The organism is Streptomyces sp. NPDC101132 (assembly GCF_044759225.1).
Classification (GTDB): Bacteria; Actinomycetota; Actinomycetes; order Streptomycetales; family Streptomycetaceae; genus Streptomyces.
The window spans coordinates 189,744-204,550 of the sequence record NZ_JBIVYX010000013.1 but is presented as its reverse complement, the minus strand read 5'-3'; the positions used below and the strand labels follow the sequence as shown (position 1 = coordinate 204,550).

The 14,807-nt window shown below is 74.4% G+C and carries 12 protein-coding genes; 9 read left to right on the top strand and 3 right to left on the bottom strand.

From position 1 onward, the window contains the following. Positions 1 to 81: 81 nt before the first annotated feature. Entirely contained in the window at positions 82 to 981 is a 900-nt protein-coding gene (locus tag ACIQUR_RS27610) for a universal stress protein (protein ID WP_403669596.1), read from the top strand. On the opposite strand, the gene ACIQUR_RS27605 is transcribed toward ACIQUR_RS27610, so the two are convergent. Both ACIQUR_RS27605 and ACIQUR_RS27600 read right to left on the bottom strand, forming a co-directional pair. Next, positions 976 to 1,305: a CBS domain-containing protein gene (locus tag ACIQUR_RS27605; RefSeq protein WP_403669594.1), complete on the bottom strand. Its 330-nt coding sequence runs from the start codon at positions 1,303 to 1,305 to the stop codon at positions 976 to 978. The two genes, ACIQUR_RS27610 and ACIQUR_RS27605, sit on opposite strands and share 6 nt — an antisense overlap. A 109-nt stretch (positions 1,306 to 1,414) precedes the next feature. Further along, positions 1,415 to 2,068, bottom strand: a complete 654-nt coding sequence (locus tag ACIQUR_RS27600) for a DUF4389 domain-containing protein (RefSeq protein WP_403669591.1) — start codon at positions 2,066 to 2,068, stop codon at positions 1,415 to 1,417. 525 nt (positions 2,069 to 2,593) lie between these two features. On the opposite strand from ACIQUR_RS27600, the gene ACIQUR_RS27595 reads away from it, so the two are divergent. The 3 genes from ACIQUR_RS27595 to ACIQUR_RS27585 all read left to right on the top strand — a co-directional run bounded on the left by ACIQUR_RS27595 (position 2,594) and on the right by ACIQUR_RS27585 (position 9,133). After that, on the top strand, positions 2,594 to 5,284 hold the full coding sequence (locus ACIQUR_RS27595; protein WP_403669588.1) for a GNAT family N-acetyltransferase: 2,691 nt from the start codon (positions 2,594 to 2,596) through the stop codon (positions 5,282 to 5,284). 171 nt (positions 5,285 to 5,455) lie between these two features. Beyond that, positions 5,456 to 6,193 carry an ABC transporter ATP-binding protein gene (locus tag ACIQUR_RS27590; RefSeq protein ID WP_403669585.1) on the top strand — a complete coding sequence of 246 codons (738 nt, stop codon included), beginning with the start codon at positions 5,456 to 5,458 and terminating at the stop codon, positions 6,191 to 6,193. A 3-nt stretch (positions 6,194 to 6,196) separates the two neighbouring features. Then, on the top strand, positions 6,197 to 9,133 hold the full coding sequence (locus tag ACIQUR_RS27585; RefSeq protein ID WP_403669582.1) for an ABC transporter permease: 2,937 nt from the start codon (positions 6,197 to 6,199) through the stop codon (positions 9,131 to 9,133). Between the two features lie 50 nt (positions 9,134 to 9,183). On the opposite strand, the gene ACIQUR_RS27580 is transcribed toward ACIQUR_RS27585, so the two are convergent. Next, positions 9,184 to 9,879, bottom strand: a complete 696-nt coding sequence (locus ACIQUR_RS27580; protein ID WP_403669579.1) for a substrate-binding domain-containing protein — start codon at positions 9,877 to 9,879, stop codon at positions 9,184 to 9,186. Positions 9,880 to 9,954: 75 nt separating this feature from the next. Here ACIQUR_RS27580 and ACIQUR_RS27575 point away from each other — a divergent pair, with 75 nt between their 5' ends. The 5 genes from ACIQUR_RS27575 (at position 9,955) to ACIQUR_RS27555 (ending at position 14,801) form a co-directional block, all read left to right on the top strand. Next, a complete protein-coding gene (locus tag ACIQUR_RS27575) occupies positions 9,955 to 10,722 on the top strand; it encodes an IclR family transcriptional regulator (protein WP_403669576.1) in 768 nt (255 codons plus the stop codon). 172 nt (positions 10,723 to 10,894) lie between these two features. After that, entirely contained in the window at positions 10,895 to 12,106 is a 1,212-nt protein-coding gene (locus tag ACIQUR_RS27570) for a 4-hydroxybenzoate 3-monooxygenase (RefSeq protein WP_403669573.1), read from the top strand. Between the two features lie 39 nt (positions 12,107 to 12,145). Beyond that, positions 12,146 to 13,171, top strand: a complete 1,026-nt coding sequence (locus tag ACIQUR_RS27565) for an amidohydrolase family protein (protein ID WP_403669570.1) — start codon at positions 12,146 to 12,148, stop codon at positions 13,169 to 13,171. 17 nt (positions 13,172 to 13,188) lie between these two features. Further along, a complete protein-coding gene (ligK, locus tag ACIQUR_RS27560; protein ID WP_403669568.1) occupies positions 13,189 to 13,878 on the top strand; it encodes a 4-carboxy-4-hydroxy-2-oxoadipate aldolase/oxaloacetate decarboxylase in 690 nt (229 codons plus the stop codon). Positions 13,879 to 13,880: 2 nt separating this feature from the next. Further along, on the top strand, positions 13,881 to 14,801 hold the full coding sequence (locus ACIQUR_RS27555) for an amidohydrolase family protein (protein ID WP_403669565.1): 921 nt from the start codon (positions 13,881 to 13,883) through the stop codon (positions 14,799 to 14,801). Positions 14,802 to 14,807: the final 6 nt, after the last annotated feature.

Here is a 14,807-nt window from a genome sequence, read left to right as displayed (position 1 = left end):
ACCCGGGCGGCCCTCTCGCCGGGACGGGCCAAAGGCGCAGCGTGAGAGCCGTCACCCGCAGCTCTCGGTTGGGAGGAACTCGTGGAAGGCACCATCCGGACCCCGGACACCAGCCCGGTCATCGTGGGCGTCGACGGTTCGAAGTCGGCGCGCGCCGCCGCCCTGTGGGCGGCGGACGAGGCCGCGCGCCGGGGCCGTCCCCTGCACATCCTGTACGCGGCCGACACCGACAGCAAAGCCGTCTACCTGCCGGCCGAGACCCTCGACGAGGTGCGCGCGGCCGGCGGCGCCCTCCTGGAGGACACCGCCCGGGCGGTCACGGCCGAGCACCCGGACCTGGCCGTGACGACGGAGTGCGGCCACGGCGACGCCGTCGCCGGCCTGCTGGCCGCAGCGGGGCCGGACGGCACGATCGTGGTCGGCAGCCGGGGCCTGGGAGGCTTCAACGCCCTCATGCTCGGCTCCACGGGCCTGCGGACCGCCGCGGGTGCCGAGACGCCCCTCGTCGTGGTCCGGGGCAACGGTCACGGAGCCGAGACGGGTGTGGTCCTCAGCGCCGTCCGCGACGAGCACGACCTGGCCTGCGCCCGCTACGCGGCCCGCGAGGCCGAGCTGCGCAAGGCCTCCCTGCGGCTGCTGCACGTCTGGAGCCTGCTGGAGTCCGTGGGGCTCGTGGTCGGCCAGCTCGACACCGTGGACGAGGTCGCCCGGGAGCACGCGCGGCACCTGACCGCGGTCGCGGACCGGATCCGTGAGGAGTTCCCCGCGCTGAGGGTCGACGCCGGCGCCGAGAAGAGCCTTTCCGTCGGAGCCGTGCTCGTCGAGGCCACCCGGCACGCCGACCTGCTCGTCATGGGCGGGCGCCGTGACCGGGGCTTCATCGGCACCACGCTCGGCCGGGCCACGCACACCCTCCTGCACCACGCCCACTGCCCCGTCCTGCTGATACCCCGCACACCGGTGCCGGGCGGCGGGTCATGACCCGGCGCGCGCCGACCGCCCGTGCCGGCAGGGGCACCAGTGCGTGGCCCCGCAGCGGCCCGCGCGGGGTGACCGCGCCGTCCTGCAGGTCCACCTCCACGGGCACGCCGGGGACGAGCTCTTCCAGCACCGGTCCACGGATCTCCTCCGCAGCTCCGCGTCGGTGCGCAGGAACACCGTCAGCAGGTCGCTGCGGCCGACCACGCCCTCCAGCAGGCCGATGTCGTTCACCACGGGCAGCCGCTTGACCTGCTTGCGGGCCATGCTCCGCGCCGCCTCCGCGAGGGTCGCCCCCGGGTGCACGGTGACCGCCGGGCTCGACACGAGTTCCCTGGCCGGCACCGCTGCCGCCTTCGAGGTCCGCGGGGGTCCTGTGGCCCCGGCAGGGGCCGGCCGGCCCCGCCCACCGGGCCCGGCGGGCCGGCCGAGGGGGTCACACGACGCGGTCGCCCGGGTCGGTGCCGCCGAGGTCGAGGCGGAAGGGCGGGTACTCGTCCGTCATCAGGGCCGCGTACGCGGCGACCCGCAGGGCCCACCGGTTCAGGCCCATGACCAGGTCGAACAGGTCGCGGTGATAGCGCCCGGTGAACAGCAGGGCGACCGCGGCGAACAGCACCAGCAGGCCGATGAGACCGGTGTCGAACCAGCCCGCGTGCCAGCCGCCGGCGAAGAAGGCGACCACGAGGTACTGCGGGACGACCAGCAGCCACCACTTCACCAGGACCAGTCCCCGCGAGAGCCGCTCGGGGTACGCGATGTGCAGCGTGGTCGGGTAGGAGGGCTCCTCGCCGAGGCTGAACGGCGGGTAGCGGTCGGTTCCCAGCACGCCGTAGGAGTAGTACGACACCCGCCAGCTCCATCGCATCACACCGACGTTGAAGTCGAACAGGGCTCGTGGGTAGCGCTCCGTGAAGAGGACCGCGAAGAACGCGATCACGCTCACGAAGAAGAACCCGATCCACAGGAAGACCAGCACGACGACGTGGGGGACCACCAGAACCCACTTCACCAGCCACAGCCAGCGCGACAGGGGTTCGTCCAGGAACCCGGAGACCCGTACCGGTCGGTACTCGGTCGGAGTGGTCATGACCCCGCTCCTCGTACGCCTCACGTTGGTACTCCCAGCGTGCCCTCGCAGGGAGAGCGGCGCGACCGGGTCGGCAGGGCGGGCACGCATGGCGGGTTGTGGGCGATACGCGCGCGCTGGTGGGAGACGGCCGTGTGCCGGCCGGGCACCGGCGGGGGGCACGGCCCCCGGCGGTCGACTGCGGCTCCATCGCGGCGACCTCCTCGGCCGGGGGCGGGGACCTCCGTGCTGCTCGTACGCCGCTGGACGCGCGATCCGGCCGGACGCGGGGGAGGCCCACCACGGCCGGGGGGCGCTGCCGCCACCTCGCCACCGCGCCGCGCGCCGGCCCGGCCCGGCCCCGATAGTGGAGAGGGGGAAGGCCGTCGACCCGGGATTCCCGACCCCGCGGCCCCGGCGTCCGCCCCCACCCGGAGCCGGGCCGGGCACCCGGACGCTGAGCTCGGAGCACCTCGACCGCACCGTCCCGGGCGTCCGCGGACGCCGCCACGGATGCGTGTCCTCCGCACCGACAGGAGGCCGGTCATGCCACGAACGACCGAGGCGGTCCAGCCCGTCCACGTCCTCCTCGCGGACGGGACGACGGTGTCCGTCCGCTCCGTCCGGCCGGCGGACCGGGACGAGGTGGCCGCGTTCTACCAGGGCATGTCGCCCCAGAACCTGCGCCTGCGGTTCTTCACGGCGAGCCGCCGCTCGGGGGCGCAGTCGGCGGAGCGGGTCAGCCGCCCGGCCGCCCCGGGACGCGGGGCGCTGCTCGCCGAGGCCGGCGGGGAGGCCGTCGGGCTGGTCGAGTACGAGCGGGTGCCCGGCACGGAGCACGCGGACCTGGCGCTGGCGGTCGCGGACCGCTGGCACCACCGCGGCGTCGGCACCGTGCTGCTGGAGCACGCCGCTTCCCGCGCCCGGAGCGAGGGCGTCAAGGCCTTCTCCGCCGACGCGCTGTCGGAGAACACCGCGGTGCTCAGGGTGTTCAGCGACCTCGGACTCGAGGTCACGCGGAGCTTCGACGGCCCGGAAGTGCACTGCCTGGTCCGGCTGGAGGCCGATGAGACGTACCTGGCCGCCGTCGAGGCCCGCGGCCGCACGGCCGACGTCGCGAGCCTCGGCCCGCTGCTCCGGCCCCGGACGGTCGCGGTGGTCGGCCCCGGCCGGCGGCCGGGGTCCGTGGGACGCGCGATCCTGCGCAACCTGGGCCGCGGCGGCTTCGGTGGACGCCTGTACGCCGTGCACCCCGTGGCGTCGGAGATCCTGGGCGTGAACACCTACCGTTCCGTGTCGGACCTGCCGCAGGCACCCGATCTCGCCGTGCTGGCCGTGCCGGCCGCGGCGGTTCCGTCCGTCGCGCAGGAGTGCGGCGGCAAGGGGGTGCGCGCCCTCCTGGTGGTTTCGGCCGGTCTGGGGCGCGAGGACGGGCGCGCACTGCTGGCGGCGTGCCGCCGGTACGGGATGCGCCTGGTCGGCCCGAACTGCCTGGGGCTGGCCAACACCGAGGACGACGTACGGCTGGACGCCACCTTCGCCGCCGAGCCGAGCCGGCCCGGCACCGCCGGGGTCGCCGTACAGTCCGGGGGCGTGGGCATCGCGCTGCTGGCCGGGCTGTCCCAGCTGGGCATCGGGGTCTCCAGCTTCGTCTCGCTGGGGGACAAGTACGACGTCAGCGGCAACGACATGCTGCAGTGGTGGGAGACGGACGGCCGGACCGACCTCGCGCTGCTCCATCTGGAGTCGTTCGGCAACGCCCGCGCCTTCTCCCGCACCGCGCGCCGGGTGACCCGCCGCATCCCGGTCCTGACGGTCGACGCCGGGCGCACGGAGGCCGGCCGCCGGGCCGCCGCCTCGCACACGGCGGCCGCGGCGACACCCACCGTGACCCGACAGGCGCTCTTCCGACAGGCCGGGGTCACGTCCACGCGGAGCATCGCCGAACTCCTCGAAACCGCCGCGTTCCTGCACGCCCAGCCGCTCCCGGCCGGGCGCCGGATCGCCGTGGTGTCCAACGCCGGAGGCACGGGCGTCCTCGCGGCGGACGCCGCGGTCGAATCGGGCCTGGACGTGCCCACCCTGTCGGCGGAGCTCACCGGAGGCCTCCTGGCCGCCCTTCCCGAGGGCGCGGCCGCCACCAATCCGGTCGACACCACGGCCGCCGTACCCGAGGACCGGCTCCGTGACTGCCTGACCGCGCTGGCACGCAGCGGCGAGGTCGACGCGCTCGTCGTCTCCCTCGTCCCCACGGCCGTCGCCACCGCCACCGGCGCCGACCTCACGCGCTCCGTCGTCCGTGCTGCCGAGGAGCACGGCTGCCCGGTGGCCGTCGTACAGCCGGGCCAGGCCGAGTCCGTGCGCCACCTGCCGGGCCGGGACCTCGTCGTGCCCTCCTACGCCGACCCGCTCTCCGCGGTCAGGGCGCTCGCGCACGCCGCCGACCGCACCGAATGGCTCGCCCGGCCCACCGACGGACCGACCGGTCCCGACGGCATCGACACCGGACGTGCGCAGGACCTGGTCGCCGGCTACCTCGCGGACCACGCGGAAGGCGGCTGGTCGGACCCCGAGACCTGCGCCGGCCTCCTCGACTGCTACGGGATCCCGCAGACCCCGTCGGCGTGGGCGGTGAACGGCCCCGAGGCGGTCACCGCAGCCCGCGGGCTGCGCGGCAGCGGAGGCGGGGTGGTCCTCAAGGCCTACTGGCCCGGCCTGGTCCACAAGACCGAGGAGCATGCCGTCCGGCTGAGCCTGGAAGGCGACGCCGAGGTGGCGGCGGCCTACCGGGACATGGCCGAGCGTTTCCGCGGAAAGCTCGCGGGCGTCCTGGTCCAGCCCATGGCACGCAGCGGGGTGGAGCTCTTCGCGGGCGTCGTGCAGGACGCGGTCTTCGGCCCCCTCGTGATGTTCGGACTCGGCGGCACGGCCACCGAGGTCCTGGCCGACCACGCCGCCCGGCTCGCCCCACTGACCTGCCAGGACGTCCACGACCTCCTGCAGGCGCCCCGGTGCGCCCCCCTGCTCGCGGGCCACCGCGGCGCGGAACCGGTCGACCTGGAGAGCCTGGGCCAGCTGCTGGCAAGGCTGTCCCGGCTCGCGGGCGACCTGCCACAGCTCGCGGAGGCGGACCTCAATCCCGTCATCGCCCGGCCCGACGGCATCGACGTCGTCGACGTCCGGATGCGGCTCGTCCCCAGCCGTCCCTACGACCCCTACCTGCGGCGGCTGCGCTGAAGGCGGGCGCGCCGCGGTGGGCGGCGGAGCCGCCGGGCCCCCGCCGGCTCGCGGCGGCCGGTTCCGGCGGGTCGGGCGGTTCCGTCCGGCGCGCCGCGGGAGGCCGAACCGGCCCCGGATGGGGACCGTTCGGCCCTCCCCGTTCCCGGGACGCGCCACGAGCATGAGCTCATGGACACCGATCGGCCGCTCCTCGAAGCCACCGGAGTACGCAAGGTCTACCGGACCGGCTCGGTGGCCGTCACTGCCCTCGCCGGCCTGGACCTCACCGTGCACGCCGGCGAGATGGTGGGGGTCATGGGCCCGTCCGGCTCCGGCAAGACCACCCTGCTGAACTGCCTCTCGGGCCTGGACGACATCGACGGCGGCCGGGTCCTCATCGACGGTCACGACCTGTTCGCCATGTCCGACGCCGCGCGGACCCGGCACCGCGCGCACAGCATGGGCTTCGTCTTCCAGGCCTTCAACCTCATCCCGGTGTTCTCCGCGGTGGAGAACGTGGAGCTTCCCCTGCTGCTCGTGGGCACACGTCCCGCCGAAGCCCGCGGCAGGGCCCTGGCCATGCTCGACCGGGTCGGCCTCGCGCACCGGGTCGGGCACCGGCCGAGCGAGATGTCCGGCGGCGAGCAGCAGCGCGTGACCATCGCCCGCGCACTCGCCGGGCGCCCGGCGATCGTCTGGGCGGACGAGCCGACCGGCAACCTGGACAGCACCATGGCCGGCCAGGTGATGGACCTCCTGTGCGAACTCAACCGGGACGAGGGCCAGACGATCGTCCTGGTCACCCACGACGGCGCCATCGGCGCCCGGGTCCCGCGCCTGATCCGCATGCGGGACGGACGGCTGGCCGGCGACGTCCGCCAGAAAGCGGCCGCCCCGCGCGTGGGCACCGACGTACCCCTGGGCTGAGTCATGTACCCCAACCTGCTGGCACCCCTGCTCGTCGTCCTCGGTCTCGCCCTCGCCGCGCTCGCGGTGGTGGCGGTCCGCCAGCCGGTCTCGCGACGGCTCGCTTCCCGGCAGCTCGCCCGCCGGCCCACCGAGGCGGTGCTGGTGATCGGTGGCTCGGTGCTGGGCACGGCCATCATCGTCGGGGCACTGGTCGTCGGCGACACCCTGAACTTCTCCGTACGCCAGGATGCGTACCGGAGCCTGGGCCCGGTGGACGAACGCGTGGTCGCCCCGCCGGGCCCGGCCGGGCGCGCCGTCGCCGAGAGGCTGGGGGCACTGGCCCGCAACCCCGATGTCGACGGCGTGCTGACAGCCCGGGTCACGCAGGCGTCGGCCGTGAGCCGGCCCGGCGGCCGGCCCGCCGCCGAACCCCGCGTCCTGGCCTGGCAGATGGACTTCACCGACGCATCCCGCTTCGGCGCACGGCACGGCGACCCCGGCCTGGGCGGACGCCCGCCCCTGCAGGACCAGGTCGTGCTCAACGAGCCACTGGCCCGCTCGCTGCGCGTGAGTGCAGGGGACACCGTCACGCTCTACCTGTTCGGGACGCCCCGGACGTTCCGCGTGGACCGCGTCGTGCCCGAGCAGGGACTCGCCGGCGTGGGGCTGGGCGGCCGGATGAACCGCGACGCCTTCCTGGCCCCGGGGACCCTGGAGGCCGCCGCCCGGGCCGCCGGGGCCGAGCCGCGCTCCGTCACGTTCGTGTCCAACCGCGGCGGCGTCGAAGGCGGCGACGCCCTGACCGCGAAGGTCGGCGCGGACATCCGCCGGGCACTGGGGCCGTTCGCCGGCCAGGCCGCAGTGGAGACGCCCAAGCACACCGTGCTCCGCGAGGCCGACCAGGCCGGTGACTCCCTCGGAGCGCTGTTCCTCATGATCGGCAGCTTCAGCATCATCGCCGGCGCCCTTCTGCTGGTGAACATATTCGTCATGCTCGGCGAGGAGCGGAAACCCCAGATGGGCATGGTCCGGGCGGTCGGGATGAAGCGGGCCCACCTGGTGGGGTCGTTCACCCTCGAAGGGACCTCCTACGCCCTGCTGTCCGTACTGCCGGGGGTGGCGATCGGCGTCGGTGTCGGCTGGGCCGTCGCGGTGGTGGCAGCGGAGATCTTCCGCGGCTGGTCCGTCGGAGGGAGCAGCATCCGCATCGCCTTCGACGTCACGCCCACCAGCGTCCTCAACGGCGCCGCCATGGGCCTGCTCATCGCTTTCGCGGCCATCCTGGCGACCAGTGTGCGCATCAGCAGGTTCAACATCATCGCCGCCATCCGGGACCTTCCCACGACGCCCGCCGAGCGTCCGCGCCGCCTGCTGCTCGTCGTCTCCACCGCGCTGGCGGCGCTGTGCGCGCTCGCGGCCGTCCCCGCGGTGGCCCGCAGCCAGCCGGACGGGACCTACCTCATGCCCGCCCTCGCCCTCGCCTTCGCCGCCCCGCTGCTGATGCGCCTCCTGCCGCGCCAGACCGCGACCACGCTCATCGCGGGAGCGGTGCTCGCCTGGACCCTGCTGGCACCCGTCGTACGTCCGGGGATCTTCGACGCGCCGTCCATGTCCGTGTACGTCATCCAGGGCGCCCTCGCCGCCTTCTCCGCGGTCGTGCTCGTCAGCACCAACCAGCAGACCGTGCTGCGGCCCGTGCGGCGGTTCCTGGACCGCCCCTCGGAAGCGGGCCTGGCGGCGCGCCTGGCGATCGCCTACCCGCTGGCGAAGCGGTTCAGGACCGGTGCCACCCTGGTGATGTACACGCTCATCGTGTTCGTCCTCGTCCTGCTGACCGAGATCTCCGGCATCCTCAACGCCGGCGTCGACGGCGTCGTCGCCGACGCCACGGCCGGGTACTCGTTGCGCCTGGACTACAACCCGCAGACCGCCCGCGACCGGCTTCCCGCCGGGCTGCGCGACGGCTCGCACGGAGCGGACATCGCGGCGGTCACCCCCCTGCTCAACGCCACGGGCCGGGCCGACGACCCGGGCCGCCGCACCGCCCAGCCCTTCGACGCGGCCGTCGTCGGGGTGCCCGACGGTGCCGTCACCGGCATCACCTTCCGCGAACGGCTGGCCGGACTGGACGACGACCCGGCGGTGTGGCGGGCCCTCGCCGACGACCCCCGCTACGTCGTGATCGACGGGTTCTTCGGCAGCACGGGCGGCCCCGCCGGCGACTACTACGACCCCGGCGACACACTCACCCTGACGGACCCTCGGACGGGCCGCAGCGAACGCAAGACCATCGCCGGAGTCCTGAGCAACGGCATGGTCTTCTACCCGGGCACCGGTTCGAGCTCGACCGTCTACCCCGTCGTGACGGGCGAACGGAGCATCCGCGAACTCTTCGGCGCCCAGGCACAGAACGCGTCCGCACTGGTCAGGACCCGGCCCGGTGCCTCACCGGACGTCCTGGCGAGCGGACTGCAGGGGGAGCACCTGTCCGCCAGTCTGGTCGCCACACCGATCGCGTCCGACATCCGCCGCCAGTTCGACTCCAGCACCGCCTTCTTCCGCCTCATGCAGGGCTTCCTCGCACTCGGCCTCCTGGTGGGCATCACCGGCCTCGGCGTGGTGATGGTCCGGGCCGTGCGCGAACGCCGGCGCACCATCGGAATCCTGCGGGCGCTGGGCTTCCGGGCCCGGACGGTCCAGCGCTCCTTCCTCTGGGAGAGCGCCTTCATCACCGTGGAGGGCATCGCACTCGGCACCTTGCTGGGCGTGCTCACGACCTGGCTGATGTACGGCAACAGCGCAGCCTTCGAAGGACTGACAGGCGGGTTCCCGATCGAATGGACCAGCATCGCCACCCTGGCCGCCGCCACGTTCGCCGCCTCGCTCCTGGCCACCTTCGGTCCGGCCCGGCGCGCGGCTGCGATCCGCCCGGCCCTCGCCGTCCGCACCACCGACTGACGGCCGCCCCGCGGCCGCCCGCGGCCGGACGCGATTCCGGAGGACGCGGCTCACGCTCCGGCCGCCCGCATGCCCCTGGCGCGGGCGGCCTCGGAGGCCGGTGCCGAGCCGAGGAAGGCCAGCACGTCGAGGGCGGCGTCCGGGCGGGACGCCGAGGCCAGGACGCCCCCGCTGAACGTCGAGCTGATGGCCGCGTCCCCCGGCAGCGGGCCGACGACCACCACGCCCGGCAGGTCCATCAGCTCGCTGTGCTGCTGGAACGCCAGATCGGCCCGGCCGGAGGACAGCAGGCTCCCGGCCGGCACCCCGGGCGGCGCCTGCACGAGGCGGTCCGCCAGTGTGTCGGCCAGGCCCAGCCGGCCGATCAGGCCGACCAGCGCGGTCCCGCTGGGCCCGGTGGAATAGGCGATCCGCTCCGCCGCCCCCAGGACCGACCGCAGGTCGGCCGTCGAGCCGAGCACCGGAACCGGTGCCCCCGCCGGTACGGCGGCCACGACCTGGGAGATCCACAGCGGCCGCACCGTGCCCGCCACGAGGTGTCCCTCCCGCTCCAGCGCGCGCATCGCGCCGTCGGCGAGTACGAGCAGATCGGCCGCGGCGCCCTCGCGCACCCGGCGCGCGACCTCGACCCCGCCCGCGGCCTCGAAGCGCACCGCGGGCCCGCCGGCGCGCCGGAACCGCTCGGACAGATCGGCCAGTACCGGCCGCGTCGCCATCGAGGAGAGCCCGACGATCTCCTGGTTCACATTGCCTCCTTGGTGTGCCGCAGATCGTACGGCGCGCGCTGCCGGGCGCCGAAGGGGGTCTGCGACACTGACCGCGTGAGCACAACCCGCAGCACTGCAGCCGGAAAAGTCCTCGAGGTCCTCGCGGCCTTCGACCGCGAACACCCGTCGCAGACGCTGTCGGAGATCGCCCAGCGCACCGGCCTGGCCCTCAGCACCACGCACCGGGTGGTCGCGGAACTGGCCGGCTGGGGGGCGCTGGAGCGCGGCGAGGACGGGGCCTGGCACGTCGGGCTGCGGCTCTGGGAGATCGCCGCGGGGTGCCCGCGCACCCAGATCCTGCGGGACGTCGCGCTGCCCTTCATGCAGGACCTCTACGAGGCGACCCACGAGAACGTCCAGCTCGCCGTGCGGGAGGGCACGGAGCTCGTGTTCGTCGAGCGGATCGCCGGGCACCGCTCGGTCGAGCTGCTGACGTCCGTGGGCACCCGGTTCCCCATCGGCTCCACCGGGATGGGGCGGGTGCTGCTGGCACACGCCCCGGTCGACATCCAGGACGAGGTCCTCCGGGCGCCGATGCGGGCCTGGACCCCGCACACCGTCACCGACCCGAAGACGCTGCGCGCCCAGCTGGACCGCATCCGCCGCGAACAGGTCTTCGTCAGCGACCGGCAGCTCTCGGAGAGCACCGTCGCGGTGGCCGCACCGGTGCGCATCGGCCGGAGCGGGCCGGTCAGCGCCGCGCTCGGCATCGTGATCGCCACGCGCAGCGCGAACCGTGCGCGCGGGCTGCGCGAGCCGCTGCTGCGGGCCGTGCGCGGGATCTCCGACGAGCTGGCCCGGCGTACCCGCCCGACCGACTGAGGCCCGGGCGGCTTCCCGTCCGGCGTCCGGGCGCGTTCCCGTCCGGCCTGCGGGCGTGTTCCCGTCCGGCCTGCGGGTGGGCTTCCGCCTGACGGAAACGCCGCAGACCGGCCGCGGCCCCTGCTGCCAACGTTCGACGTGTTCCCCACGTCCCCCGTTGCCAGGAGATGCCATGCCCGACGCCGTCGTCGACACCGTTGCCCCGGTTCCCGTCGCCGTGATCGGCGCGGGTCCGGCCGGCCTGATGCTGGCGCACCTGCTGGGGCGCGCCGGAGTGGAGACGGCCGTCGTCGACACCCGCACCCGCCACGAGATCGAGACCACCCAGCGGGCCGGCATCCTGGAGGCCGACGCGGCCCGGGACCTCGTCGACACCGGCGTCTCCGACCGGGTGCTGCGCGAAGGACACGAACACGAGGGCGTGGAGCTCCGCTTCGGCGGCCGCCCCCACCGCCTCGACTTCAAGGAGCTGGTCGGCGCCTCGGTCTGGCTGTACCCGCAGACCGACGTGTTCACCGACCTGGCCGACGCGCGGGACCGCGACGGCGGCACGGTCCACTTCGGCGTCCGCGACACCGAGGTCCTCGACGTCACCACCGGTGCCCCCCGGGTCCGTTACACCACCCCCGACGGGACCCGGCACGAGATCCGGGCCCGGTACGTGGTCGGCGCGGACGGATCGCGCAGCATGTGCCGCGACCTCGTCCCCGCGGACCGGCGGGTCCGGGTCGGCAAGGAGTACCCGTACGCCTGGTTCGGCATCATGGCCGAGGCCCCCGCCAGCGCGCCCGAACTGGTCTACGCCCACTCGGAACACGGCTTCGCCCTGATCAGCCAACGGACCGAGACCGTCCAGCGGATGTACTTCCAGTGCTCCCCGGACGAGTCCGCCGACGCCTGGCCGGACGAGCGGATCTGGGAGACCCTCCAGGCCCGGGTGGCCGGGGAGGACGGCTTCCGCCTCCACGAGGGCCCGGTCCTGGAGAAGACGGTCCTGCGGTTCCGCTCGTTCGTCCAGGAGCCCATGCGCTGGGGCTCGATGGCGCTCGCCGGGGACGCCGCGCACACCGTCCCGCCGACCGGGGCACGCGGACTCAACCTCGCGCTGCACGACGTGAAGGTGCTGGCCGGCGTGCTGCTCCGGGCCCTCGGCCCGGCCGGGGAGACCGCGCTGGACGACTACCAGCCGCGGGCGCTCCAGCGGATCTGGCGGGCGCAGAACTTCTCCCACTGGATGACCCAGCTGCTCCACACCCCGCCCGGCGGCTCGCCGTTCGACCTGCGGCGCCAGCTCGGCGAACTCGACAACGTCGTGGGCACCCGCGCGGGCCGCAGCTACCTCGCCGAGCAGTACACCGGCTGGCCCGTCGCCTCCCGGGGCTGACCGACCCCGGCCGACCCCGACGCCCCCAGGAGACATCCCATGATCATCGACTGTCACGGCCACTTCACCACCGCACCCCCGCAGTTGGCCGAGTGGCGCGAGCGGCAGATTGCGGCGGCCGACGGCCGCGGCCCCTTCCCGGACCCCGACGAGCTGGTCATCACCGACGACGACCTGCGCCGGGCGATCGAGGCCAACCAGCTCCGCCTCATGGACGAGCGCGGCAGCGACCTGACCGTCTTCTCGCCCCGCGCCAGCTTCATGGCCCACCACATCGGCGACTTCCGGGTCTCCGCGACGTGGGCCCGGATCTGCAACGACCTCGTCCACCGCGTCAGCACGCTCCACCCCGACCGCTTCGCGATGGGCGCGATGCTGCCCCAGTCGCCCGGCGCCGACCCCGCCACCTGCCTGCCCGAGCTGCGCCGCGCGGTCGAGGAGCTGGGCGCGGTGACGGTCAACCTCAACCCCGACCCGTCCGGCGGCAGCTGGACCGCCCCGCCGCTGACGGACCGCAGCTGGTACCCGCTCTACGAGGCGATGGCCGAGTACGACATCCCCGCGATGATCCACGTCAGCACCTCCTGCAACCCGGCCTTCCACACCACCGGCGCCCACTACCTGAACGCCGACACCACGGCCTTCATGCAGCTGGTCCAGGGCGACCTGTTCGCCGACTTCCCCACGCTGCGGTTCGTGATCCCGCACGGCGGCGGGGCCGTGCCCTACCACTGGGGCCGGTTCCGCGGCCTGGCCATGGCACTCGGCCGGCCGGACCCCGAAACGCTGCTCGACAACGTCTTCTTCGACACCTGCGTGTACCACCAGCCCGGCATCGACCTGCTCACGCAGGTGGTGCCCGGCCGGTCCCTGCTCTTCGCCAGCGAGATGATCGGCGCCGTCCGCGACGTCGACCCGCGCACCGGCCACCACTTCGACGACACCCGTCGGTACGTCGAGGCCACCCCGCACCTCACCGACGCCGACCGGGCCGCCGTCTACTCCGGCAACGCCCTGCGCGTCTACCCCCGCCTCGCCGCCCGCCTCGCCGCGGCCGGCCGCTGACACCCGGAGAAGGAACCATGGAACACACCGAGATCGGCGTCGTCCACACCGGCGTGGACCGGGCCGACCCGGAAGCCGTCGCCGCCCTTTCGACGTTCGGCGTCGCGACGCTCCACGAGGCGATGGGCCGGGTGGGCCTGATGCGCCCCTACCTACGCCCTGTCTACCCTGCGGCCCGGCTGTGCGGCACCGCCGTGACCGTGCTGCTCCAGCCCGGCGACAACTGGATGCTGCACGTCGCCGCCGAGCAGATCCGGCAGGGCGACGTCGTGGTCGCCGCCTGCACGACCGAGAGCGAGGACGGCTTCTTCGGCGAGCTCCTCGCCACCTCCTTCCGCGCCCGCGGCTGCCAGGGCCTGGTCATCGACGGCGGCGTACGCGACGTGGCCGACCTGGAGGAGATGGACTTCCCCGTCTTCTCCCGCGCGGTCAACGCCAAGGGCACCGTCAAGGCCACCCTCGGCTCGGTCAACGTCCCGGTCGTCTGCGCCAACGCCCTCGTCCGGCCCGGCGACGTGGTCGTGGCGGACCGCGACGGCGTCGTGGTCGTGCCGCGCGAGCGGGCCGCCGAGGTCGCCGCGGCAGCGGCCCGGCGCGAGGCCGGCGAGGCGGACAGGCGCGAGCGGTTCCGCGCCGGCGAACTCGGCCTGGACGTGTACGCGATGCGCGGCCCCCTGGCCGAGCTCGGAATGCGGTACGAGGACTGACGATGACCACGAGCTCCGAGAAGACCCCCGGCTGGCTGGACTGGCACCCCGCGCCCAGCCGGCCCCGGTTCCGGCTGCCCGAGGGCGCCGTCGACGCGCACTGCCACGTCTTCGGTCCCGGCGCCGAGTTCCCGTACGCCCCCGAGCGCAAGTACACCCCCTGTGACGCGTCCAAGGAGCAGCTCTTCGCCCTCCGCGACCGGCTGGGATTCGCCCGCAACGTGATCGTGCAGGCCACCTGCCACGGCGCCGACAACCGCGCGACGGCCGACGCGCTGCGGGCCTCCGGCGGCCTGGCGCGGGGTGTGGCGACGCTGCGTCCCGACGTCACCGACGCCGAGGTGCGCGAGCTCCACGACGCGGGCGTCCGCGGCGTGCGGTTCAACTTCGTCAGGCGGCTCGTCGACGCGGTACCGCGCCAGGACCTGTGGGACGTCGTCCAGCGGATCGCGCCGTACGGATGGCACGTCGTCGTCTACTTCGAGGCGGCCGACCTCGCCGGCATCCGCGACTTCCTCCTCTCCCTGCCCGTGCCGCTGGTCGTCGACCACATGGGCCGCCCGGACGTCACCCGCGACCCGCACGGCCCGGAGTTCGAGGCGTTCCTGGACTTCCTGCGGGCCCGGCCCGACATCTGGTGCAAGGTGACCTGCCCGGAGCGGCTGTCGGTCACCGGCCCGCCCGCCCTCGACGGCGAGCGGGACGCGTACCGCGACGTCGTGCCGTTCGCCCGGCGCGTCGTCGAGGAGTTCCCCGACCGGGTGCTGTGGGGCACCGACTGGCCGCACCCCAACCTCACCGGCCACATGCCCGACGACGGCCTGCTCGTCGACTTCGTCCCGCACATCGCCCCCACCGCGCTGCTCCAGCGCAAGCTCCTCGTCGACAACCCGATGCGCCTGTACTGGCCCGACGCCGGCTGACCCCCC

Bases quoted from the DNA above. Each gene is read 5' to 3' on its own strand.
- ACIQUR_RS27555 (WP_403669565.1), top strand. From the start codon at position 13,881: ATGACCACGAGCTCCGAGAAGACCCCCGGCTGGCTGGACTGGCACCCC.
- ACIQUR_RS27590 (WP_403669585.1), top strand. From the start codon at position 5,456: ATGGACACCGATCGGCCGCTCCTCGAAGCCACCGGAGTACGCAAGGTC.
- ACIQUR_RS27600 (WP_403669591.1), bottom strand. From the start codon at position 2,068: ATGACCACTCCGACCGAGTACCGACCGGTACGGGTCTCCGGGTTCCTG.
- ACIQUR_RS27595 (WP_403669588.1), top strand. From the start codon at position 2,594: ATGCCACGAACGACCGAGGCGGTCCAGCCCGTCCACGTCCTCCTCGCG.
- ACIQUR_RS27570 (WP_403669573.1), top strand. From the start codon at position 10,895: ATGCCCGACGCCGTCGTCGACACCGTTGCCCCGGTTCCCGTCGCCGTG.
- ACIQUR_RS27585 (WP_403669582.1), top strand. From the start codon at position 6,197: ATGTACCCCAACCTGCTGGCACCCCTGCTCGTCGTCCTCGGTCTCGCC.
- ligK (WP_403669568.1), top strand. From the start codon at position 13,189: ATGGAACACACCGAGATCGGCGTCGTCCACACCGGCGTGGACCGGGCC.
- ACIQUR_RS27565 (WP_403669570.1), top strand. From the start codon at position 12,146: ATGATCATCGACTGTCACGGCCACTTCACCACCGCACCCCCGCAGTTG.